Source organism: Agrobacterium sp. LY4 (assembly GCF_001526585.1).
GTDB lineage: Bacteria > Pseudomonadota > Alphaproteobacteria > Rhizobiales > Rhizobiaceae > Agrobacterium > Agrobacterium leguminum.
The window spans coordinates 25456-46838 of sequence record NZ_ASYA01000015.1 but is presented as its reverse complement, the minus strand read 5'-3'; the positions used below and the strand labels follow the sequence as shown (position 1 = coordinate 46838).

The following is a 21383-nucleotide window of genomic DNA, read 5'->3' as shown; positions in this document are numbered from 1 at the left end:
TTCGCATTGTTACCTATGAGAGGTTCGTAATGACTAAGTTCAAACTCGAGTACATCTGGCTGGACGGATACAAGCCGGTCCCCAACCTGCGCGGCAAGACCCAGATCAAGGAATTCGACGAATTCCCCACACTCGAGCAGCTGCCGCTTTGGGGCTTTGATGGCTCGTCCACGCAGCAGGCCGAAGGCCACTCGTCGGATTGCGTGCTGAAGCCCGTCGCGATCTATCCCGACCCGGCCCGCTCCAACGGTGCACTCGTCATGTGCGAAGTCATGATGCCCGATGGCGTCACCCCGCATGCTTCGAACAGCCGCGCAACCATCCTCGACGACGAGGACGCATGGTTCGGCTTCGAACAGGAATATTTCTTCTACCAGGACGGCCGCCCGCTCGGCTTCCCGGAACAGGGTTACCCGGCTCCGCAGGGTCCTTATTACACCGGCGTCGGCTTCAAGAATGTCGGTTCGGTTGCCCGCGAAATCGTTGAAGAGCACCTCGACCTCTGCCTCGAAGCCGGCATCAACCACGAAGGCATCAACGCCGAAGTCGCCAAGGGCCAGTGGGAATTCCAGGTATTCGGCAAGGGCTCCAAGCGCGCCGCCGACCAGATCTGGATCGCCCGTTACCTGCTCCTTCGTCTTTGCGAACAGTACGGCATCGACGTCGAATTCCATTGCAAGCCGCTCGGCGATACCGACTGGAACGGTTCGGGCATGCATTGCAACTTCTCCACCAAGTTCATGCGCGAAGTTGGCGGCAAGGAATATTTCGAAGCCCTCATGGCCGCTTTCGCCAAGAACTGGAAAGAGCACATCGACGTTTACGGTCCGGACAACCACCTGCGCCTGACCGGCAAGCACGAAACCGCTCCGTGGAACAAGTTCTCCTACGGCGTTGCCGACCGTGGCGCCTCGATCCGCGTTCCGCATTCCTTCGTCAACAACGGTTACAAGGGTTACCTCGAAGACCGTCGTCCGAACTCGCAGGGCTGCCCTTACCAGATCGCTTCCGTCGTTCTGAAGACGATCGCAGAAGTGCCGCTCGCAAAGTCGGCTGCTGCCTGATAAGCCAAGACATGGCGTCGCCCGCAACCGGGCGACGCCATTTTTCTGTCCACCGAACGGCCGGGCCGGTCAGGCGACCTTTCGCCGAGCGCCGCACACGGCATAGTCTTCCCATACGCAAGCTCAAACAAGCGGCGTGGCTTTGACCAACAGCCTCGGACTTTCCGGAAACCGCACCGTCGTTTTCGGTCCGACGCTCTAAAGCAAGAAGGTGAGCGATGGGCATTCTCCAGAAATTCTCTCTCGAAAACCGCACGGCCATCATCACCGGCAGCGGCCGCGGCCTCGGTTTTGAAATTGCCAGCGCCTTTGCCGAAGCGGGCGCGCATGTGTGGCTGACCGGCCGCAATGCCGAAACGCTGGAACAGGCGGTCGACACGTTGCGCAAGGCTGGCGGCAAGGCCGATTACGCTGCCTTCGATATTGCCGATACCGCAGCCGGCAGCGCCCTCGTCCGCCGTATCATGGACGAGTTCGGCCACCTCGATATCCTCGTCAACAATGTCGGCGCGCGCGACCGCCGCCCGCTTGCCGAATTCAGCGACGAGGACGTGCTGGAATTGATCCGCACCGATCTTACCTCCTCCATCTCGCTGTCGCGGGATGCGGCGGAGGCCATGAACGCCAATGGTTACGGCCGCATCATCACCATCACCTCCATTCTCGGCCACATCGTCCGGCCGGGGGACGCGATCTATCCCGTCGCCAAACAGGGGCTGACCGGGCTGATGCGCGCCATTGCCGTGGAATATGGCGCGCGCGGCATTACCAGCAACGCCATCGCACCCGGCATGTTCGCCACCGAAACCAATGCCGCCCTTGCCGAAAATCCTGAGATGGTGGCCTTCGCCAAGCTGCGGGTGCCGCTGGAGCGCTGGGGCCGGCCGGATGAAATCGCCGGTGCTGCCCTGTTTCTGGCCAGCGACGCGGCCTCCTTCGTCAACGGCCATGTGCTGACGGTGGATGGCGGCATGTCGGTGCGGCTGTGAGAGGCCCGTTGCGAAAAGGCGCTAGATAGGCATGGCCGCACGGCAACGCATCATCCCCGTCAGGCGCGAATATAACCGCTGGGTCGCCAACCAGACACTGGAAGATTATGCGCTGCGCTTCACCGCCAAGAGCGCCCGGCAATTTTCCTCCAACCGCATTTCCCACACCGCCATCGGCGCGATTTCCTTTCTGGCGCTGGAAGCCATCGGCGGCGCCATCACGCTCTCCTACGGCACCACCAACGCCTTTTACGCCATCCTCGTCGCCGCCATCGCCATGCTCGCCGTCGGCCTACCGATCAGCCGTTATGCCATCCGCCACGGCGTCGATATCGATCTTCTGACGCGCGGCGCAAGCTTCGGTTATATCGGCTCCACCATCACCTCGCTGATCTATGCCGCCTTCACCTTCATGCTCTTCGCCATCGAGGCGTCGATCATGTCCGGCGCGCTGGAACTGGCGCTCGGCATTCCCCTGTGGATCGGCTATATCATCTCCGCCGTCATGGTCATTCCGCTCGTCACCCATGGCGTGCGGCTCATCAGCCGTTTCCAGATCGTCACCCAGCCCTTCTGGATCGTGCTGAACATTTTGCCCTTCGTCTTCATCGCTTTGATGGACTGGGAGAAATACGATCTTTGGCGTGCCTTTGCCGGTATTCACCACGCCTCCGGCCCGCCGGGAACGGTCGCGGATTTCAATCTGGTGGAATTCGGTGCGGCCTCCGCCGTCATTCTGGCGCTGATGTCGCAGATCGGCGAACAGGTGGACTTCCTGCGCTTCCTGCCGGCCGAGGGGCAAAGCCGCCTGCGCCACCGCATTGCGGTTTTCCTGGCGGGCTCGGGCTGGGTCGTCGTCGGCGTGCCGAAGCTGCTCGCCGGCTCCTTCCTCGTGGTGCTCACCTTCAGTTCCGGCGTCTCGGTGGATCGCGCCGCCGATCCGGCGCAGATGTATCTCACCGCCTTCGGTTACATGATCCCCAACGAGACGGCCGCCATGCTTTTGATGGTCGCCTTCGTGGTCGTCTCGCAGCTGAAGATCAACGTCATGAATGCCTATGCGGGTTCGCTCGCCTGGTCGAACTTCTTCTCGCGCCTCACCCACAGCCACCCCGGCCGCGTCGTCTGGCTGGTCTTCAACGTGGCGATCGCGCTGCTTCTGATGGAGCTCGGCATTTACCGGCTGCTGGAAGAAACGCTCGGCATCTTCTCCATCATCGCCATGGCCTGGCTCTGCACCATTTCCGCCGATCTCTTCATCAACAAGCCGCTCGGCCTTGCCCCGCCCGGCATCGAATTCAAGCGCGCCCATCTTTACGACATCAACCCCGTCGGCGTCGGCTCCATGGCGCTTTCGGCCACCATCGCGCTGATGGCGCATTTCGGCGCCTTCGGCCCGCTCGCCGCATCGCTCGCGCCCTATCTGACGCTGATCGTCGCCTTCATCGCCTCGCCGCTGATTGCCTGGGGCACGAAGGGCAAATTTTATCTCGCCCGCAAACCGCGCCAGAAGTGGCGTGAGGAGAGCAGCATCACCTGCTCCATCTGCGAACACCCTTTCGAGCCGGAAGACATGGCCTGGTGCCCGGCCTATGCCGCGCCGATCTGTTCGCTCTGCTGCTCGCTGGACAGCCGCTGCCATGACATGTGCAAGCCGAAAGCCAAGCTGAACTATCAGGTCGCCACCGTCGCGAAATCCTTCCTGCCGGATCAGCTGGTGGCCAAACTCGCCACCCGGCTCGGACGCTACGGCATGGCGGCGGCGATTGCCGTCACCGCCATCGGCGGCATATTGGCGATGATCGCCCATCAGGTCGGCACCGCCTCGCCGGAAACGGCCGATGTGGTGAACCGCACCATCCTCATCGTGTTTTTTGTCTTCGCCGTCATTGCCGGCATCGTCTGCTGGTTCCTCGTGCTTGCCCATGACAGCCGGGTTGTGGCGGAAGAGGAATCCTCGCGCCAGAACACATTGCTGCTCAAGGAAATCGCCGCCCACAAGAAGACCGACGCCGCCCTTCAGGACGCCAAGGAAACGGCCGAGGCCGCCAACCGCGCCAAGAGCCGTTATGTCGTCGGCCTCAGCCATGAATTGCGCACGCCGCTCAACGCCGTTCTGGGTTATGCCCAGATTCTCGAGCGCGACGACACCATCCCCCCGCCACGGCAATCGGCAATCAAGGTCATCCGCCGCTCGGCCGATCACCTGTCCGGCCTGATCGATGGGCTTCTCGATATTTCCAAGATCGAGGCCGGGCGGCTTCAGGTCTATTCCAACGAGATCAATATTCAGGATTTCCTCGACCAGATCGTCGACATGTTTCGCCCGCAGGCGCAGGCCAAGGGGCTGGAGTTCCGCCATGACCGGTCGCGGGCCCTGCCGCAATATGTCCGCACCGATGAAAAGCGGCTGCGCCAGATCCTCGTCAACCTCATCTCCAACGCCATCAAATTCACCGATGAGGGCGCCGTTACCTTCGATGTCGGTTATCGCAGCCAGGTGGCAAGCTTCACCGTTTCCGATACCGGCCGCGGCATTGCCGAAAAAGACCTCGCCCGCATCTACGAACCCTTCCAGCGCGGCGAGGCAGACAGCGTGCGCCCCATGCCGGGCCTCGGCCTCGGCCTGACCATCACAAGGCTCCTCACCAATACGCTCGGCGGCGAAATTTCCGTTTCCAGCGCAAAGGATGAAGGTTCCACCTTCCGCGTGCGCCTCATGCTCTCTGCCGTGCACCGGCCAAGCACGGCGCCGGCGGCGGAAAAGACCATCCGCTCCTATTCCGGCCCGCGCCGCACCATCGTCGTGGTCGATGACAACGAGGATCATCGCGAATTGATGCGGCAGGTGCTGGTGCCGCTCGATTTCGTGGTGCTGACGGCGCAAAGCGGGCCGGAATGCCTGACGCTGATCGAAGGCGTGAAGCCCGACCTCTTCCTCATCGATATTTCCATGCCCGGCATGACCGGCTGGCAGCTTGTGACGAAACTGCGTGAAGCCGGCCAGACCGCCCCGCTCATCATGCTCTCGGCCAATATCGGCGACGGGACAGTGGCGGGCGCGGGAGAAGACAACCACAACGACGCCATCGCCAAGCCTGTCGATATCCGCCAGCTTTGCGACAGGCTTGCCGTGCATCTCGGCCTGAAATGGATCTACGAGGCGGATATGCCGCCCCCGCCATCGCCGCCGCCCGTGGCGCAGATCGTCCATCCCGGCGCAATTCACATTCAGGATTTGCAGCGGCTCGGCGAAATAGGCTACATACGCGGCATCGAGGCGAAACTCGCCGATCTTGCCCGCAACACGGAAAACCTGCCCTTCACGCAGGAGCTCGGCACCTATGTGCAGGCCTTCGATCTAGCCGGTTACGCGCATTTTCTCAAACGGTTTGCGGATAGTGACACGGGAGACGGCAAGGCATGAGCGGTCAGGCGGCAGCAGCCCCGAGAGACATCGTATTGCTGGTGGATGACAGCCCGGAAGCACTCGGGTTCCTCACCGATGCGCTGGAACAATCCGGCTTTTCCGCCCTCATCGCCACCTCCGGCCAGGCCGCGCTCAACATTGCCGAACGCATCACGCCCGATATCATCCTGCTCGACGCCGTCATGCCGGCCATGGACGGTTTCGAGACCTGCCGCCGCCTGAAGGCCAATGCGGCGGTGGCGCAGGTGCCCGTCATCTTCATGACCGGGCTGACCGAGACCGAACATGTGGTGCGGGCGCTCGAATCCGGCGGCGTCGATTATCTGACCAAGCCGATCAACATCGACGAGCTGCGCGCCCGCATCCGCGTCCATCTCTCCAATGCCCGCTCGGCACAGAGCGCCCGCGTCGCGCTCGACGCCGCCGGCCGCCACCTGCTCGCCGTGCGCGCCAATGGTGCCATCCACTGGTCGACACCGCAGGCGACGCGGCTCGTCAACGCCGCCACCGGCCGCGACGACGGCATGGAAATCGTCACCAGCCATATTGGCCGCTGGCTCGCAGAACGGGCGGCGGCGGAAACCGGCCGCGACGTGCCGCTGACGATCACCGAGGCCGGGCGGCCTGCCCTACAGCTGTCCTTCCTCGGCGCCATGGGGCCGGATGAATTCCTCTTCCGCCTCACCGCCGCCAATGAGAAATCCGGCGACCACCTGCTGCGCGAGCATTTTTCCCTCACCGCGCGGGAATCGGAAGTGCTGCTGTGGATCGCCAGGGGCAAGTCCAATCGCGATATTGGCGATATCCTCGGCCTTTCCGCGAGAACCGTGAACAAGCATCTGGAGCAGATCTATGTGAAGCTCGGGGTGGAAAACCGGGCATCGGCGGCTGTGAAGGCAGCACATATATTGCATCAGGGGTGACGACAGGGCTGAGTGTGGTAAGGTTCGGCCAGTATATATTTTCCGCTTGAGTGCAGCGTCCGCTCATTGGTCGAGCGGCGGCCCCTTGTTTCTTCTCCCCGAGGGGGAGAAGTCCGCGGCAGCGGGATGAGGGGGCAAGCTCTCCGAAATCCGGCAACGTTACCCCCTCATCCGACCCTTCGGGCCACCTTCTCCCCCTCGGGGAGAAGAAACAAGTGGCAACCCCCACCCAAAAATCACCGTCCGAACCATCTGAACCCTGTCACAGGATAGAAATCCAATGGACCGTTTCATCATCCTTTCAGGCTGCTCCGGCGGCGGAAAATCCACGCTTCTCGCCGAGCTTGCCCGGCGCGGTTTCGCCACCGTGGAAGAGCCCGGCCGCCGCATCGTCATCGAAGAAACCCGCAAGGGCGGCACGGCCCTTCCGTGGATCGACATCGAAGCCTTCGCCCGCCGCGCCATCGCCATGGCGCTGGAAGACCGGCAAAAGGCCCCGCCGGAAGGCCCGGTCTTCTTCGATCGCGGCCTGATCGACGCCGCCTCGGCGCTTCGCCATGTAAGCGGCGATGCCTTCATCGAGACGCTGGTGGCTGCACACCGCTATAATCGTCTGGTCTTCCTCACCCCGCCATGGCCGGAAATCTACAGGGGCGACAGCGAGCGCAGGCATGGCTTCGATGCGGCGATCGAGGAATATGAGCGTTTGCTCCGCGACTATGACGAGCTTGGCTACGATATTTCCGTGCTTCCGAAATCCGGCATAGGGGAACGTGCGGACTTTATTCTGACCCGGATCGACTGAGGCGCTATCGCAAGAGAATGGGCGTCAGCGGTTTTCGAGCAATTGCGAGACGGTGACAAACTCAAACCCGCGTTGACGCAGACCGTCGATGATCAAGGGCAAAGCCTGCCTGGATATCTCGCGGCTTCGATACATGACGTGCATGATGATAATGGAGCCGTTTCCGGTCTGCTCGATGACGTGCCTGGCGAAGGCGGCTGCATCCTCGGCGACATCGGGAAAGGATTCCGGCTCGACATCCCACATGATGGTTTTCCGGTCATGCCGGGAAAGATACCAGGGCAAGGTGAGCAGCTTCTTGCCATAGGGCGGGCGGAACATGATCTCGCCTTCATAACCCGCAGCCCGAATGGCCGCATCGGTGCGCTCGATCTCTTGCCCGATCCGCGCCGGCCCCATCAGCATCATGTTGGAATGCGTGTAACTATGGTTGCCGACCTGATGCCCGTCGCTGACGATCATGCGCGCCTGCGGCAGATTTTCTTCGGTCTCCTGACCGGTCAAAAAGAAAGTCGCTTTTACCCCGCGCTCCCTCAGAAGAGTCAAAACATCAGGCGTGAAACGCACCGACGGCCCGTCGTCGAAAGTCAGCGCCACCATCGGCCTCGCTGTTTCAACCCTTGCGATGATGCCGCCGAATAATTGCGTCGTCCGGGATTTGCTGAAGAAATGCAGGCCGACGAGCGCCGTCGCCAGCACGGCGAAAACAAGGAAGAGCGACACGGCTCGTTTTGTCGTCATTGCCATCCCTCATTGCAGTTCCCGAGAGGATTAGTTTCCTGCCTTGTTGTCCCTAGTATGGCCGAGACCGCAAACAAAAAGCCCGGCATCGCTGCCGGGCTTCGATAGGGTATCGCAGAAGGGCTTAGCTGCCCTGCTGGATGTAGGTGAACTTGCCGTCCGGACCCTTCTTCCATTCGTACATGACGTAGCCGGGAAGCTTCGGGTCGCCCTTCTCGTCGAAGGAGATCTCGCCGAGCGCGGTCGGGAAGGTGCCGGACTTCAGGGCCTCGGCAACCTTTTCCGGCTCCACGGAACCGGCGGCCTTCGCCGCACCGGCAATCGCCTGCATCGCGGCATAGGAGTAGAGCGTGTAGGCTTCCGGGTTGAAGCCGGCGGCCTTGAACTTCTCTACCAGTTCCTTGTTTTCCGGGCGCAGCGTCGGATCGGGGCCGAAGGTGTTGAGCGTGCCTTCGACGGCGTCGCCGGCGATGGAAGCAAGTTCGTTCGAGACGATACCGTCGCCCGAAACGAGCTTGGCCTTCAGGCCCTGATCGGCCGCCTGACGGATGATGAGGCCGGCTTCGGTGTGCAGGCCGCCCCAGTAGATGATGGAAACGCCGGCTTCCTTCATCTTGGAGATCAGCGCGGAGAAGTCCTTGTCGCCGACGTTGACGCCTTCATACATGACTTCCGTCACGCCAGCGGCATTGGCAGCCTTCTTGGTTTCATCGGCAAGGCCCTGACCGTAAGGCGTCTTGTCGTGAATGATGGCGACCTTGGCGTCCTTGAAATGATCGGCCAGGTACTTGCCGGCAATGCCGCCCTGCTGGTCGTCACGGCCGCAGGTACGGAACGTGTTCCACAGGCCGCGCTCGGTGAAGACCGGGTTGGTTGCGGCGGGTGTGATTTCGAGAATGCCGTTTTCGGCGTAAACTTCAGAAGCCGGAATGGAAACGCCGGAGTTGAAGTGACCGACAACGAATTTCACGCCGTCAGCGACGAATTTGTTGGCAACCGAAATACCCTGCTTGGGGTCGGATACGTCGTCGCCCAGCACGATCTTGATCTGCTCGCCATTGATGCCGCCGGCGGCATTGATGTCTTTCGCGGCCTGTTCGGCACCCTTCTGGATCTGAGCGCCGAAAGCAGCGTTCGGGCCGGTCAGCGGTGCGCCGACAGCGATCACGACATCGGCCCAGGCCGAACCGCCAAACGCGACCATGGCGGTCAGCGCAACAGCGGAAAGAAGAGACTTCTTCATTACTTTACTCCCAGTTCCTTTGGATGGGTTGATTGCAAGGACCTGTTCAGTACCCACCTTCACTGAACAGGAAACTGTTCCACTCTGACGAGCATTGTGCAGCCGGAAAAATCCGCCTGTCAATCTTTCTTCTTGTAGGAAAATGCCGATGTCCGGTCGTAAAGCCAATAGTAGTTATTGACCATCTGGCTCGTCCGGCGCGTGCGGAAACCGACGCTGGAAAAAACCAGAAGAAGAACGACGTCAAACACGTAATAGAAGCCGTTGATGAACGGCCCGTTGAACAGCGCGTGATGCAGAAACCGCATCACCACACCCAGAGCGAGCGTATAGATAACCACCCGCGTATAACCGCCCCAGCCATCGGCCACGGACTTGCCCGTGCGCCATGCCGTCCAGAAACCCAGAAGAACAACCAGCGCGCGCAGAACATACCGCACGCCGTTATCCGTTTCGAAAAAAAGGCCCTGCATCTCTTTCCCCATCAGTGCCGGGCTGAAACGCCCTGACCCTGCCTTGTCTGTCGTCCCGTCGTTTTCCCGCCGGGCATTTTATTGTTTGCACCCCGCCATGGATCCTTAAGGTTTTGCCGAAAGGACGACAGGCCGCCGTTTGCAGTCTTGCGCCGCAAAATTTCCGGCGCAAGTAAAATCTTTCAGTGCCGTCCGCCTTCGAGATAGGCGGCGCGCACCTGCGGATCGGCGAGCAGTTCCCTGCCCGAACCGCTCATCGTCACCTTGCCGTTGACCATCACATAGGCGCGGTCGGAAAGCTTGAGCGCGGCAAAGGCGTTCTGCTCCACGAGGAAGACGGTCAGCCCCTCTTCCTGGTTGAGTTTCTTGATCGCCTCGAAAATGCCCTTGACGATCAAGGGTGCAAGACCGAGCGACGGCTCGTCCAGCAGCAGGAGCTTCGGCCGTGCCATCAGCGCGCGACCGATGGAGAGCATCTGCTGCTCGCCGCCGGAAAGCGTGCCGCCGCGCTGGCTCTGGCGCTCCTTCAGGCGCGGGAACATCACGAAGATCTTCTCGACGTCTTCCTTGAAATATTTCAGGTTATCGAGATTGGCGCCCATCTGCAGGTTTTCCAGCACCGTCATGCGCGGGAAAATTCGGCGGCCTTCGGGCGACTGGGCAATGCGCTTGCGGGCGATCAGATGGGTCGGCAGATGGGTAATATCCTCGCCGTCGAAGATCACCTGGCCGGCACGCGCCTGCGGGCTGCCGCAGATGGTCATCATCAGCGTCGACTTGCCGGCGCCGTTGGCGCCGATCAGGCTGACGATCTCACCCTTTTTGACCTCGACATCGACACCGGCCAGAGCCCGGATATTGCCGTAATAGGTTTCGACACCCTGGACTTTCAGAAGCGGTTCACCGGACATCAGGCCGCTCCTCCGTCGAGTTCTTCCGCAATCACGTCTTCCACTTCATCATCCTCGACACCCAGATAGGCGGCGATGACCTTCGGGTCGTTCTTCACATGGTCCGGCGTGCCGTCGGAAATTTTCTGGCCATATTCCAGAACCACCACATGGTCGGAAATCTGCATCACCACGGACATGTCGTGCTCGATGAGGAGCAGCGACGTGCCCTCGTCGCGAATGCCGCGCAGAAGCGCGTTGAGCGCCAGCGATTCCTTCGGGTTGAGGCCGGCGGCCGGCTCGTCGAGGCACAAAAGCTCCGGCCCCGTGCACATGGCGCGGGCGATTTCCAGACGGCGCTGCGCACCATAGGGCAAATCGCCGGCCGGATCGTCGGCGCGGTCGATCAGATCGGCCTTTTCAAGCCAGTATTTGGCCTTTTCGATAGAGGCATCCACCGCCCGCCGGTAAGCGGGCAGGCCGAGAAGACCGAGGATCGTGTAACCCGAGGCCTTCATCAGCGCATTGTGCTGCGCCACCAGCAGGTTTTCCAGAACCGTCAACCCCGAAAACAGGCGGATGTTCTGGAAGGTGCGCGCCACCTTCGCCTTCTTGGTGATTTCGAAATCCGGCAGGCGCTCGAGAAGATGCGCCTCGCCGCTTTGCTGGCGCATGGTGATCATGCCCATGGTCGGCTTGTAAAAGCCGGTGATGCAGTTGAAGACCGTGGTCTTGCCAGCACCGTTGGGGCCGATCAACGCCGTGATCTCGCCGCGCTTCGCCTCGAAGGAGAAGTCGTTGATGGCCATCAGGCCGCCGAAGCGCATCGAAAGATGTTCGACCTTGAGGATCGTATCGCCAGTCGTATTGGGTGTCATTGTTGCCGTTCCGGAAGCCATCAACCGTGACCTTCCTTGGTAAAGCTGCCGGAGACGGCCTTGCGTTCCTTAAGGAAGGCCGTGGGTTCACGCGAGCCGACGAAGCCGCGCGGCTTGAACAGCATGACGATGACCATGCCGAGACCGAAGAGCAGCATGCGGTAGAGTTCCGGTGTGAAATCAGGCCCGAAGACATGCTTCAGGAACTCCATTTCACGTAGCGCCTCGGTGCCGCCGACCATGACCAGCGCCGCAATGGCGATACCCGTGAGCGAACCCATGCCACCGAGCACGACGATGGCGAGAATGACGGCGGATTCCACAAACGTAAAGCTTTCCGGCGATACGAAACCCTGGCGGGCGGCAAAGAACGAACCGGCAAATCCGCCGAGCATGGCCCCCGTCGCAAAGGCACTGAGCTTGGTGATGACGGTGTCGATACCGAGCGAACGGCAAGCGATTTCGTCCTCGCGTAATGCCTCCCAAGCCCGACCGATCGGCATGCGGCGCAGCCTAATTGTAACATAGGCCGTCAGCATGCAAAGCAGCAGGATCACGTAGAACAGGAAGATTTTGTAGTAGGCGGAAGACGGCGGAAGACTGAAGGCCTTGATGAAGTAATTGGATGCGCGGGCATCGAAAGACCAGATGCCGAAGACAGATGCCTTGGCGATGCTTGAGATGCCGAAAGTGCCCTTGGTCACTTCCGTCCAGTTCACAATAACAAGACGGATGATTTCACCGAAGGCAAGCGTCACGATCGCCAGATAGTCGCCGCGAAGACGAAGCACCGGGAAACCGAGGATGATGCCCCAGAAGCCCGCGAGAATGCCGGCGACCGGCAGGAGCACCCAGAAAGACAGGCCGAAATAGCTGGAGAGCAGCGCATAGGAATAGGCGCCCACCGCATAAAAGGCCACGTAACCGAGATCGAGCAGGCCGGCAAGGCCGACAACAATGTTGAGGCCCCAGGCCAGCATCACATAGATCAGGATCTGAACGCCGAAATTATCGACCATTTTCAGCGAACCCTGAAAGCCGAACAATTGCACGGCGATAACCGGATAAAGCAGAAGAAGAATGAGCGCCAGCTTCAGAAAGTGCTTATGAAAAAAGCCTTTCTCTTCGGAAATCTCCAGCACGCCGCTTTTGGCCTTGGCAAGCTTGCGACGATCGAGCGACGGCTTGATGAAACCAACCACGAGGAAGCGGCCAACGGCGGCAACGGCGACGAAAATTGCGAGAAGGCCCCAACGGGTGCCCCAGATCAGCTGGTTGTTGATATCTTGATAGGTGACGATGCCGACATAAAGAACGAACATGCCGAACGAGATGAGGCCCGCAATCAGGCCCTCCTTCACAGCCGTCGCCATCAAGCTCGGGCCGGAAGAGGTGTTTTCGGAAACGATGTTTGCCATGATGTCACACCTTCTCGACTTCCGGGCGACCGAGAATACCGGTCGGCTTGAAGATCAGCACGAATGCCAGGATGCCGAACGCCGCGACGTCCTTATAAGCAATGGAGAAATAGGCGGACCAGAGGGACTCGATGAGACCGATGAGCAAGCCACCCAGCACAGCGCCCGGCAGCGAGCCGATGCCACCCAGAACGGCGGCGGTGAAGGCCTTGACCCCCGGAATGAAGCCATCGTTGAACGTGGTAACGCCATAGTACATCAAGTACATCGTACCTGCGACGGAAGCGAGCGCCGCACCCATGATGAAGGTGATGGAGATCGTCTTGTCGACATCGACGCCGAGCAGTGCCGCCATCTTGCGGTCCTGTTCGGTGGCGCGCTGCGCCCGGCCGAGCGGGGTCTTGTTGACGATATACCAGAAGGCGAAGAGCAGCACCGAGGTGACGACCATAATGATGAGCTGCTTCAGCGAAACGGTGATGGTGCCGAAATGGTAGCTTTCCGTCACCAGCGACGGGATCGGCTTGTTGCGCGGACCCTGGGTGACCTGAATGAAGTTGGACAGCACTATCGACATGCCGATGGCCGTGATCAGCGGTGCAAGACGGAAGGAGCCTCTGAGCGGGCGATAGGCGACGCGTTCGATCACCCAGTTCCACAGGCCGGTCATCAGCATGGCGACGACCATCATCAGAAGCAGAAGAAGCGCCACCGGAATGCCGGCGACAAAGGATGTCACGATCAGGAAAACGATCAGCGCGGCGAAGCCGCCGAGCATGAAAATATCGCCATGGGCGAAGTTGATCATGCCGATGATGCCGTAAACCATCGTATAGCCGATAGCGATGAGGCCGTAGATCGATCCAAGAGTCAGCCCGTTGATGAGCTGCTGGATAAAATACTCCATGTCTTTCCCCCGGGCACGACCTCGAATGGGCCACGCCTCGTTATGTTAATTATAGGGGCGCCCTTGCAGGCAGACCCCCACCCTCAAAATGCATATCGTGTTCGTTAAAAATGTGAAGTCAAAAACGGGCTATCCTGCACAAAATTTGGAATTTCCACATGGACTGCCGCTTTCCCGGTCAAAAGAGCCATGATTTTGGCAGGAAGTGCTGAAAAAATGACGGCCGGATGCTTATTTCAGCATTGTCCGACGCCATTATTTGACGGGCAGCGGGCAAAGGAGTAGCGAAGATCGGAACGGCGATATCCCGCAGACGGGTCAATTGGCAAAGAGATGATCGACATATTGACGAAAGCGGCGCTGGACGCCGGGCAGGCCATCATGGCGGTCCACCGTGCCGGCCCGCATGTGTCGTATAAGGACGACTGTTCGCCGGTGACCGAGGCCGACCAGCGCGCCGAGGCGATCATTCTTGCGGCGCTGGCCGCCCATTTTCCCGATATCCCCGTGGTTGCCGAAGAGGCGGTATCGAGCGGCATCCTGCCGGAAACCGGCGCGGAATTCTTCCTCGTCGACCCGCTGGATGGCACCAAGGAATTCATTTCGGGCAAGGACGATTTCACCGTCAACATCGCGCTCATCCGCAACGGCGTTCCGGTGGCCGGCGTGGTTTACGCCCCCTGCCGCGGGCAGGCATGGACGGGCAAGGACAACGCCGCCGAAAAGCTCGCCATTTCCGGCGAAGGCGCCATCCTGTCGCGCCACCCCATCCGCGCGCGCCAGCGCGGCGCTTCCCCCGTGGCGCTGATCAGCCGCTCGCATTGCACGGCGAAAACGGAAGCCTTCGTGGCCGAACACGGGCTGAAGGACTGCATTTCCGTCGGCTCCTCGCTGAAATTCTGCATGCTGGCCGAGGGCGCCGCCGATATTTACCCCCGCTTCAGCCGCACCATGATGTGGGACACGGCCGCCGGCGACGCCGTGCTGCGCGCTGCGGGCGGCAGGACGCTCGATTGCGAGGGCAGGCCGCTTGCATATGCGGTGAGGGGTGATGGCGAGGACGCGCTGGCCAATCCGGATTTCATTGCCGAAGGGGCGATGGCGGTGGAACACGCGGGGTAACGGCCGCTCGGCGCTTGCTGCGGCCATTGGTGAGCTTCGGCGTATGCCGCTTCACCCCCCTCTGCCCTGCCGGGCATCTCCCCCTCAAGGGGGGAGATCGATCTGTGGCGAGGTCTCACCCATCTCAACGTTTGCGAATGAAGTGGCGGTAGCGCTTCCTGCCGATCTCCCCCCTTGAGGGGGAGATGTCCGGCAGGACAGAGGGGGGTAAACCGCATACACCAAGGCCCCAAAAAATAATCCATCCCCGCTCATCCCCACCCTACGCCCCCGCCCCACAATGCCCCGCAACGAAACACCGCAGCGCGGAAGGCACATCATGACGGAACAGACGGCGAGACTTCGGCTTCCCTATATCCTCCCCTCGCAGGCACAGAAACACGTCACCCATAACGAAGCCCTGCAAAGGCTGGATGCGATCGTGCAACTGGTCATCAAGGCCATCATCACCACACCGCCCGATAACGCTGAGGAAGGGGATTGTTTCCTCCTCTCCGCCGATGCCGCGGGTGACTGGGCCGGCAAGGGCGGCAGGCTCGCTTTCCGGCAGGATGGCGCCTGGCTCTTGATCGCGCCGCAGCCGGGCTGGACGGCGTGGTTTGCGGCCGAGAGCAGATATCGCATCCTGCGCGACGGCAACTGGCGCGACATGCCGCTGCCGGCCGCCGGTCGGCTGGAAAGGCTGGGCATCGGCACGGAGGCCGACGCCACCAATCGGCTGGCGCTCACCTCCCCCGCCAGCCTCTTCACCCACACCGAAGAAGGTGGCAGCCACCGCATGACGATCAACAAGGCGGGCAAGGGCGATACCGCCTCGCTGCTGTTCCAGTCCGGCTGGAGCGGCCGGGCGGAAATGGGCCTTGCCGGCACTGACGGGTTTTCGATCAAGACCAGCAAGGATGGCGCCTCATGGCACACCGCACTTCTGTGCAGCGGCGATGGCCGGGTCTCGATGCCGAACCGCCCGCTCGCCGTTGCCGGCCTGCCGGCGGGCACGACGAAACCCGCCAATGGCGCGGCGGCAGGTTTTTCCGTGCTCTCCATCGCCGAGGGCGGCTTTGCGCTCGGCGATGCGGTGAGCGGCGGCGGACGTGAACTCGTGGTTCCGGCAAAGGGCCCTTATCTGGCGGCCCTGACGCTCGCCGTGGTCTCCTCTTCCGGCCATCGGGTGACGCTTTTCATCAATGGCGCGGCGGCCAGCTTCGGTATCGCCGGCAATGCATCGACATCAGGCACATCGCAGTCGGCAACCTCCATCCTTTCCCTCGATGCCGGCGACCGCCTGCGGCTGCAGCATGAGGGAACGGCGGAATTTACCCAGGGCAGCGGGAAAACGTGCCTTTCGCTTGCGGCACTCTGACGGAAACAACCGATGAGAGAGAAAAATTGCGATTTTTGGAAAAATTTTTTCCCGGCAAAATAAGGCGACTCGAACAAATCAGGCGAAACCGTTCAAATTCTTAATAAATTGTCACGAGCTGCTTAGGCAATTTTTAAAGGTACCGGGATAGAGTTCCCGTCATATGGTCTTGAGTTTGTATAGAGTGTCCAATGACCGAAATGATACGCCCACGAGTTAAATATGTCATCGGCCCCGATGGCAGCCCTCTGACGATCGCGGATCTTCCGCCTGCCAATACCCGTCGCTGGGTCATTCGCAGAAAGGCGGAGGTGGTTGCAGCGGTACGCGGTGGACTGTTGAGCCTCGAGGAAGCCTGCGAGCGTTATACGCTCACCGTCGAAGAATTCCTGTCCTGGCAGTCCTCGATTGCCGATCATGGCCTTGCCGGCCTGCGCACCACGCGCATTCAGCAATATCGCCACTAAAACAGTGCGCCGGCGCGACAACGCGCCCAGACCGAGTTTCCAGAACGCCCCGCCGGATTATCGACGGGGTTTTCGGTTTGATTTCGGATCCTCCCTGAGAACTGCCCCACAAAACCGGCGATTGTCGCCGGTTTGTGTCCGCTGCGTTCGCTATCCCGCTGTTTCAATTCGGATGCAAGCCGTTACAGTGGCGACAACCAGCAGCAATGCGGAAGGCGCTCATCATGGACATCAAGACAACCGAAACCGGATCGCACGGCGAATATTCGGCGACCATCGACGGCCACAAGGCGGAGATGACCTATTCGCGCACCTCCCCTTCCCTCATCATCATCGATCATACCGGCGTGCCCGATGCGCTGCGCGGCAAAGGCGTCGGCCAGGCGCTCGCCGCCCATGCGATCGATGAAGCCCGCAAGGGCGGCTGGAAAATCATTCCGCTCTGCCCGTTCTTCAAGGCCCAGACATTACGCCATGCCGAATGGGCGGATGTAATTCAGGGGTAAGGGCGCTTTATCTTCTGTCTGAGGGCAGAATAATCGCAAGCGTCGCGGCATGTTTCTTCTCCCCGCCGGGGAGAAGAAACATGCAACCGTTCCAAATCGTAAAACAGGTCAATCCGGTTTTTCACGCCACCTTCAATGGCGGCGTCCCGGCATGCATGCTCCGGCGGACTTCTTCACGGAATTCGAGCGTATCCTTTGCGCCGTGCACAGCCACGGCGTGTTGCACGGCCGCTTCCATAAGCTCCTCCGGAGAATCGGCGGAGATGGCGACGGTGCATCTGCTGTCACTGGGGAATTCGCGGCAATCGATATATTGGCGGGCCATTTTTTCCTCCCTGCAAGTGCCGCCCGCACCCGCACGGGGCGCGTGCGCGTAAAAGCCTCCGGCTCACGGTCGGAACCCCCGTAAAATACGCCTTTCCCCACCTCCGGACAATCGAAATCAGGCCTGACCATCCCGGCGGGAAACACCGGCGACGCGGCAAAACAAAAGGCCGCCCTTAAGGAGCGGCCTTTCGAAAAATGCATGGCGTCCCGTCATTGAAAGCCGCCTCCTGATCCACCGGCAGCCGTCAATGAGGACGATCTTCGTAATTTCCTGCGCCTATAGATCAGGCGCGGGCGCGGATGGCTCCGTCGCGGTTTTCCAGTGCGGCGGCCTTTTCATATTCGGCCTGCACTTCTTCCAGCGAAGCTTCGGCCGCTTCCTGCTGGGCCTTCAGCTCACGGATCGAGACCTGAAGATTATCCGCCCGCTGGCGCGCGGCCTTGGCGAAGGTCGGATAGGCGAAATGCGTCGGATCGGTAATGCCCGACTTGCTTTCTTCCAGAGATATCTGATGCACCAGTTCCTTTGCCATCCGCTCGAACTCGGACATCATCTGCTGCAGCTGGTTAAGCTGCCGGCGTTTTTCATTGACCTGAAATTCCTTCAGGCGAACCAGGCTGTCACGCGACTTCATACGCAATACTCCATGGATAGCGAGACCCGGATCAAAAAGGCACTATGCCACCCTGATCGGCCCGTTTAACCCGCCCGTTTTTCCGTAAGGGTTACCCCCTGTCCCGGAATGATTCCCAAAAGTTACCCGACGTTAATAAAAAACCGCCGTCGTTAACCTTTCGTTTACGGGCATCGTTAATGATAACGACGATCATTTAAGGGTCGGTAAATGCCAGGTCCAAAAAAATGGACCCGACGATGTAAGAGTCGATTGAATCACTTAACGGGATTTCCTCACGTTAAGCTTCAATTTTGGCGATGGTGGATTCACGTGCAAAAACAGCGAAATGCCTACTTTGCTTAATAAATTCGATACACCTTGCCAAAGGCAATTAGAATTTGTTAACCATTTGGTGGCAGCCTGCAAATCAGGCAACGTCTGGATCCGCATCGCGCGAGGCAATGATTTACCGGTTCGCGGGCGGCAAAGGGGATAATTATGCGGGTTCTACTTATTGAAGACGACAGCGCGACAGCGCAGAGCATTGAACTGATGCTCAAGTCGGAGAGCTTTAACGTCTACACGACCGACCTCGGTGAGGAAGGCGTGGACCTCGGCAAGCTCTATGATTACGACATTATTCTTCTCGACCTCAACCTGCCCGACATGTCGGGTTACGAGGTTCTGAGAACGCTTCGCCTCTCCAAGGTCAAGACGCCGATCCTCATCCTGTCCGGCATGGCCGGCATTGAGGACAAGGTTCGCGGCCTCGGCTTCGGCGCAGACGATTACATGACGAAGCCGTTCCACAAGGACGAGCTTGTTGCCCGCATTCACGCCATCGTTCGCCGTTCCAAGGGCCATGCACAGTCGGTCATCGCCACCGGCGAGCTTATCGTCAATCTCGATGCCAAGACGGTTGAAGTGGGCGGCCAGCGCGTTCACCTGACCGGCAAGGAATATCAGATGCTCGAGCTGCTTTCGCTGCGCAAGGGCACGACGCTGACCAAGGAAATGTTCCTGAACCACCTCTATGGCGGCATGGACGAGCCGGAACTGAAGATCATCGACGTCTTCATCTGCAAGCTGCGCAAGAAGCTCGCAAACGCCGCCGGCGGCGCAAACTACATCGAAACCGTCTGGGGCCGCGGCTATGTTCTGCGCGAGCCGGATGGCGCGACGGAATTCCTCGAAACCGCCTGATCCATTCCGGAACAGGACAGTTTTTAAAAGACCCGCTGGAAACGGCGGGTTTTTTGTTGCGATTTCAAGGTCGCAGGTAACGGTGTCATTGGCATATCACGACACACGATCATATTCCGGCGCATGGATACTCCCTCATTCCTGTGCTTGTCACAGGAATCCAGCCGATGCGCGTCTGCGCAGCGAGAGACTCTTTTCAGCCCAAGGACTTGGGCTGGCTAGATTCCTGTGACAAGCACAGGAATGAGGGAAGAAGAGCTTGGCTACGCGCCGCAAAAGGATGATGGCACATGAACCACCCTATCCCTACCCTCAAGACCGAACGCCTGACGCTGCGCCCGCTGATGATCGCAGACTTTCCCGCCTATCGGGACTTCATGGCGTCGCCACGCTCCGTCGGTGTCGGCGGACCCTACGATCTCTGGAAAACATGGGGCGTGTTCTGCCACGATCAGGCCAACTGGTACTTTTTCGGCCATGGCGCGCTGATGATCGAGCTTGGCGAAACGGGGCAATGTGTCGGCCAGGTCGGCATCAATCACGGTCCGCTGTTTCCGGAAAAGGAACTGGGCTGGCTGCTTTACGAAGGCCACGAAGGGCGCGGCTATGCGGCGGAAGCCGCCTCGGCGCTGCGCGACTGGGCCTTCAAGACCCTCAACCTGCCAACGCTTGTCAGCTACGTCTCACCGCAGAACCGCAAATCCGCGGCCGTCGCCGAACGAATCGGCGGCAGGCTCGACCCGGCGGCACCCCGTTCCGATCCCGAAGATCTCGTTTATCGGCACCATCCGGCAAACGCCGTTTGAAAAAGGGACGCCTCAGGACCATCCGGCCACGAGGCGTACGGAAAACCCGACCTAGCGCATTTCCGCTTTCAGAAAGCTGAGGATCGCCTCCGCGATCTGCGCATGGATGGCCGCGCGGTCCCTGCCGCCGCCATCCCGGCAGACGAAACCTTCGCCCGGTGAAAACTCCTCCACGATCTTTTCGCCGTTCGGCCTGCAAATCTGCATGAAGCTGAAATGGCTGGCATCCGGTATGTCTCGATAAACGGTCGTCGCCTTTGGCAGATGCCGGGCGATATAGTCGGAATCGGCCTTGATGGCGGCGATCTCCGGTGTTTCCACACCCGCGGCCAGAACCAGAACCGGGACGCCGACGGCTTGCAGCGTCTCCGGCAGGAAACCGGCGGCCGGCCCGAGATCCAGCGCGATGGCGGCGCGGATGCGGGTATCCTTCAAATCCATCGAAAGACGCGGATCGGCCCTACCGTCACCGACAACCCCGACTTTGGCGAGCAGCCGCGGAGCCTTGCATTGCGGCGGGCGCTTCTCCCCGCTGCAATCCTTCAGGGCAAGATCGGCGCTGTATCGCGCGCCAACCAGCTCCATTGCGGTCCAGCCGCCGAGGGAATGGCCGATTACGGCGATGCGCGTCGCGTCGATCCTGCCGGCGAATCGGTCATCGCCGAGCAATGCGGTCAGCGTTCTGCTGATGTCGCGCGGCCGTTCCCACAATGGAACGATCTCGGTCGCATTTTCTTCGGTGAACGATTCGCCGCCGTGATCCGGGGCGGCCACGACATAACCTTCCCGAACAAGCTCGCCGGCAATCCAGTTCAGATTGCGCCAGCTTCCGCCGAAACCGTGCGACAGCAATATGAGAGGACGGGAACCGTCAAGAAGGGAAGCGCCCGGTTGAACCTCAAGGCCGTAAAAGGCGGCATTTTCGCCGACGATCTCGCTTTTGCCCGACGGCGCGGCCGGGTACCACAATGAAACGGCTAGCGTTCTCGAACCCGCCTCATCCGGCAATTCGATCTGTTTAAAACCGATGCCGCTTTCCGCCGCTGCGGACTGGACAGTGGAAAAAATGACGATGGCCGCCAGAAGAAGATAGCGCATGGGATGCTCCGGAGTTGATGTGGACCAACTCCTGGTTCAATCCGCCGCCCGCCGAGACCTCAAACAGGTTTCAGGTCGTCCTGAAACGCGATCGGAGACAGCAACACCGGGTGCTT

21 protein-coding genes are annotated in these 21383 nt (G+C 60.3%); 11 read left to right on the top strand and 10 right to left on the bottom strand.

Translation table 11 applies throughout. The annotated features are described in order from the left end of the window. Positions 1–29: 29 nt before the first annotated feature. From L904_RS15080 to L904_RS15060, 5 genes are all read left to right on the top strand, one after another. Entirely contained in the window at positions 30–1064 is a 1035-nt protein-coding gene (locus L904_RS15080; protein WP_035260390.1) for a glutamine synthetase beta-grasp domain-containing protein, read from the top strand. A gap of 218 nt (positions 1065–1282) precedes the next feature. Further along, positions 1283–2053 carry an SDR family oxidoreductase gene (locus tag L904_RS15075; protein WP_035260389.1) on the top strand — a complete coding sequence of 257 codons (771 nt, stop codon included), beginning with the start codon at positions 1283–1285 and terminating at the stop codon, positions 2051–2053. A 31-nt stretch (positions 2054–2084) separates the two neighbouring features. Continuing rightward, the gene (locus L904_RS15070; RefSeq protein ID WP_035260387.1) at positions 2085–5480 is read left to right on the top strand and encodes an ATP-binding protein; all 3396 of its coding nucleotides are present in this window, start codon (positions 2085–2087) and stop codon (positions 5478–5480) included. Then, on the top strand, positions 5477–6406 hold the full coding sequence (locus L904_RS15065) for a response regulator (RefSeq protein ID WP_035260385.1): 930 nt from the start codon (positions 5477–5479) through the stop codon (positions 6404–6406). Before L904_RS15070 ends, L904_RS15065 begins: the two co-directional genes overlap by 4 nt. Positions 6407–6686: 280 nt before the next feature. Next, positions 6687–7211, top strand: a complete 525-nt coding sequence (locus tag L904_RS15060) for an AAA family ATPase (protein ID WP_035260652.1) — start codon at positions 6687–6689, stop codon at positions 7209–7211. A 24-nt stretch (positions 7212–7235) separates the two neighbouring features. Here the strand turns inward: L904_RS15060 and L904_RS15055 are convergent, their stop codons facing one another. From L904_RS15055 to L904_RS15025, 7 genes are all read right to left on the bottom strand, one after another. After that, positions 7236–7952, bottom strand: a complete 717-nt coding sequence (locus L904_RS15055) for a polysaccharide deacetylase family protein (protein WP_035260654.1) — start codon at positions 7950–7952, stop codon at positions 7236–7238. A 124-nt stretch (positions 7953–8076) separates the two neighbouring features. Further along, positions 8077–9195 carry a branched-chain amino acid ABC transporter substrate-binding protein gene (locus L904_RS15050; protein ID WP_003522916.1) on the bottom strand — a complete coding sequence of 373 codons (1119 nt, stop codon included), beginning with the start codon at positions 9193–9195 and terminating at the stop codon, positions 8077–8079. A gap of 119 nt (positions 9196–9314) precedes the next feature. After that, on the bottom strand, positions 9315–9668 hold the full coding sequence (locus tag L904_RS15045; RefSeq protein ID WP_003522917.1) for a DUF6867 family protein: 354 nt from the start codon (positions 9666–9668) through the stop codon (positions 9315–9317). Between the two features lie 182 nt (positions 9669–9850). Next, complete coding sequence (locus tag L904_RS15040) at positions 9851–10579, bottom strand: ABC transporter ATP-binding protein (RefSeq protein ID WP_003522918.1); 729 nt, start codon at positions 10577–10579, stop codon at positions 9851–9853. Then, complete coding sequence (locus tag L904_RS15035; RefSeq protein WP_003522919.1) at positions 10579–11457, bottom strand: ABC transporter ATP-binding protein; 879 nt, start codon at positions 11455–11457, stop codon at positions 10579–10581. The genes L904_RS15040 and L904_RS15035 overlap by 1 nt, the downstream gene beginning before the upstream one ends. Beyond that, positions 11457–12809, bottom strand: coding sequence for a high-affinity branched-chain amino acid ABC transporter permease LivM (livM, locus tag L904_RS15030; RefSeq protein WP_371259435.1), 1353 nt, complete (start codon positions 12807–12809; stop codon positions 11457–11459). The genes L904_RS15035 and livM overlap by 1 nt, the downstream gene beginning before the upstream one ends. A gap of 49 nt (positions 12810–12858) precedes the next feature. Further along, positions 12859–13761 carry a branched-chain amino acid ABC transporter permease gene (locus L904_RS15025; protein WP_035260650.1) on the bottom strand — a complete coding sequence of 301 codons (903 nt, stop codon included), beginning with the start codon at positions 13759–13761 and terminating at the stop codon, positions 12859–12861. Between the two features lie 333 nt (positions 13762–14094). Here L904_RS15025 and cysQ point away from each other — a divergent pair, with 333 nt between their 5' ends. From cysQ to L904_RS15005, 4 genes are all read left to right on the top strand, one after another. After that, positions 14095–14883, top strand: coding sequence for a 3'(2'),5'-bisphosphate nucleotidase CysQ (cysQ, locus tag L904_RS15020; protein ID WP_035260648.1), 789 nt, complete (start codon positions 14095–14097; stop codon positions 14881–14883). Between the two features lie 319 nt (positions 14884–15202). After that, positions 15203–16243, top strand: a complete 1041-nt coding sequence (locus L904_RS15015) for a DUF2793 domain-containing protein (protein ID WP_035260661.1) — start codon at positions 15203–15205, stop codon at positions 16241–16243. A gap of 191 nt (positions 16244–16434) precedes the next feature. Then, the gene (locus tag L904_RS15010; protein ID WP_003491799.1) at positions 16435–16710 is read left to right on the top strand and encodes a DUF1153 domain-containing protein; all 276 of its coding nucleotides are present in this window, start codon (positions 16435–16437) and stop codon (positions 16708–16710) included. Between the two features lie 224 nt (positions 16711–16934). Further along, the gene (locus L904_RS15005) at positions 16935–17216 is read left to right on the top strand and encodes a GNAT family N-acetyltransferase (protein WP_003522924.1); all 282 of its coding nucleotides are present in this window, start codon (positions 16935–16937) and stop codon (positions 17214–17216) included. 121 nt (positions 17217–17337) lie between these two features. Here L904_RS15005 and L904_RS15000 read toward each other — a convergent pair whose 3' ends face one another. Beyond that, a complete protein-coding gene (locus L904_RS15000) occupies positions 17338–17541 on the bottom strand; it encodes a DUF1059 domain-containing protein (protein WP_003522925.1) in 204 nt (67 codons plus the stop codon). Positions 17542–17827: 286 nt separating this feature from the next. Next, positions 17828–18178, bottom strand: coding sequence for a flagellar export protein FliJ (locus L904_RS14995; RefSeq protein ID WP_003491821.1), 351 nt, complete (start codon positions 18176–18178; stop codon positions 17828–17830). A gap of 480 nt (positions 18179–18658) precedes the next feature. Between L904_RS14995 and ctrA the strand changes: the two genes are divergently transcribed. Together ctrA and L904_RS14985 are read left to right on the top strand one after the other, a co-directional pair. Then, a complete protein-coding gene (ctrA, locus tag L904_RS14990; protein ID WP_003522926.1) occupies positions 18659–19363 on the top strand; it encodes a response regulator transcription factor CtrA in 705 nt (234 codons plus the stop codon). A 290-nt stretch (positions 19364–19653) separates the two neighbouring features. After that, a complete protein-coding gene (locus tag L904_RS14985) occupies positions 19654–20169 on the top strand; it encodes a GNAT family N-acetyltransferase (RefSeq protein WP_035260664.1) in 516 nt (171 codons plus the stop codon). A gap of 51 nt (positions 20170–20220) precedes the next feature. On the opposite strand, the gene L904_RS14980 is transcribed toward L904_RS14985, so the two are convergent. Then, entirely contained in the window at positions 20221–21267 is a 1047-nt protein-coding gene (locus L904_RS14980) for an alpha/beta fold hydrolase (protein ID WP_035260666.1), read from the bottom strand. Positions 21268–21383: the final 116 nt, after the last annotated feature.

Excerpts from the sequence above, each read along its gene's own strand:
- L904_RS15080 (WP_035260390.1), top strand. The coding sequence starts at position 30 with ATGACTAAGTTCAAACTCGAGTACATCTGGCTGGACGGATACAAGCCG.
- L904_RS14995 (WP_003491821.1), bottom strand. The coding sequence starts at position 18,178 with ATGAAGTCGCGTGACAGCCTGGTTCGCCTGAAGGAATTTCAGGTCAAT.
- L904_RS14985 (WP_035260664.1), top strand. The coding sequence starts at position 19,654 with ATGAACCACCCTATCCCTACCCTCAAGACCGAACGCCTGACGCTGCGC.
- L904_RS15045 (WP_003522917.1), bottom strand. The coding sequence starts at position 9,668 with ATGCAGGGCCTTTTTTTCGAAACGGATAACGGCGTGCGGTATGTTCTG.
- L904_RS15015 (WP_035260661.1), top strand. The coding sequence starts at position 15,203 with ATGACGGAACAGACGGCGAGACTTCGGCTTCCCTATATCCTCCCCTCG.
- L904_RS15010 (WP_003491799.1), top strand. The coding sequence starts at position 16,435 with ATGACCGAAATGATACGCCCACGAGTTAAATATGTCATCGGCCCCGAT.
- livM (WP_371259435.1), bottom strand. The coding sequence starts at position 12,809 with ATGGCGACGGCTGTGAAGGAGGGCCTGATTGCGGGCCTCATCTCGTTC.
- L904_RS15065 (WP_035260385.1), top strand. The coding sequence starts at position 5,477 with ATGAGCGGTCAGGCGGCAGCAGCCCCGAGAGACATCGTATTGCTGGTG.
- cysQ (WP_035260648.1), top strand. The coding sequence starts at position 14,095 with ATGATCGACATATTGACGAAAGCGGCGCTGGACGCCGGGCAGGCCATC.
- L904_RS15060 (WP_035260652.1), top strand. The coding sequence starts at position 6,687 with ATGGACCGTTTCATCATCCTTTCAGGCTGCTCCGGCGGCGGAAAATCC.
- L904_RS15035 (WP_003522919.1), bottom strand. The coding sequence starts at position 11,457 with ATGGCTTCCGGAACGGCAACAATGACACCCAATACGACTGGCGATACG.
- L904_RS15040 (WP_003522918.1), bottom strand. The coding sequence starts at position 10,579 with ATGTCCGGTGAACCGCTTCTGAAAGTCCAGGGTGTCGAAACCTATTAC.
- L904_RS15055 (WP_035260654.1), bottom strand. The coding sequence starts at position 7,952 with ATGACGACAAAACGAGCCGTGTCGCTCTTCCTTGTTTTCGCCGTGCTG.
- L904_RS15050 (WP_003522916.1), bottom strand. The coding sequence starts at position 9,195 with ATGAAGAAGTCTCTTCTTTCCGCTGTTGCGCTGACCGCCATGGTCGCG.
- L904_RS15070 (WP_035260387.1), top strand. The coding sequence starts at position 2,085 with ATGGCCGCACGGCAACGCATCATCCCCGTCAGGCGCGAATATAACCGC.
- ctrA (WP_003522926.1), top strand. The coding sequence starts at position 18,659 with ATGCGGGTTCTACTTATTGAAGACGACAGCGCGACAGCGCAGAGCATT.
- L904_RS15000 (WP_003522925.1), bottom strand. The coding sequence starts at position 17,541 with ATGGCCCGCCAATATATCGATTGCCGCGAATTCCCCAGTGACAGCAGA.
- L904_RS15025 (WP_035260650.1), bottom strand. The coding sequence starts at position 13,761 with ATGGAGTATTTTATCCAGCAGCTCATCAACGGGCTGACTCTTGGATCG.
- L904_RS15075 (WP_035260389.1), top strand. The coding sequence starts at position 1,283 with ATGGGCATTCTCCAGAAATTCTCTCTCGAAAACCGCACGGCCATCATC.
- L904_RS14980 (WP_035260666.1), bottom strand. The coding sequence starts at position 21,267 with ATGCGCTATCTTCTTCTGGCGGCCATCGTCATTTTTTCCACTGTCCAG.
- L904_RS15005 (WP_003522924.1), top strand. The coding sequence starts at position 16,935 with ATGGACATCAAGACAACCGAAACCGGATCGCACGGCGAATATTCGGCG.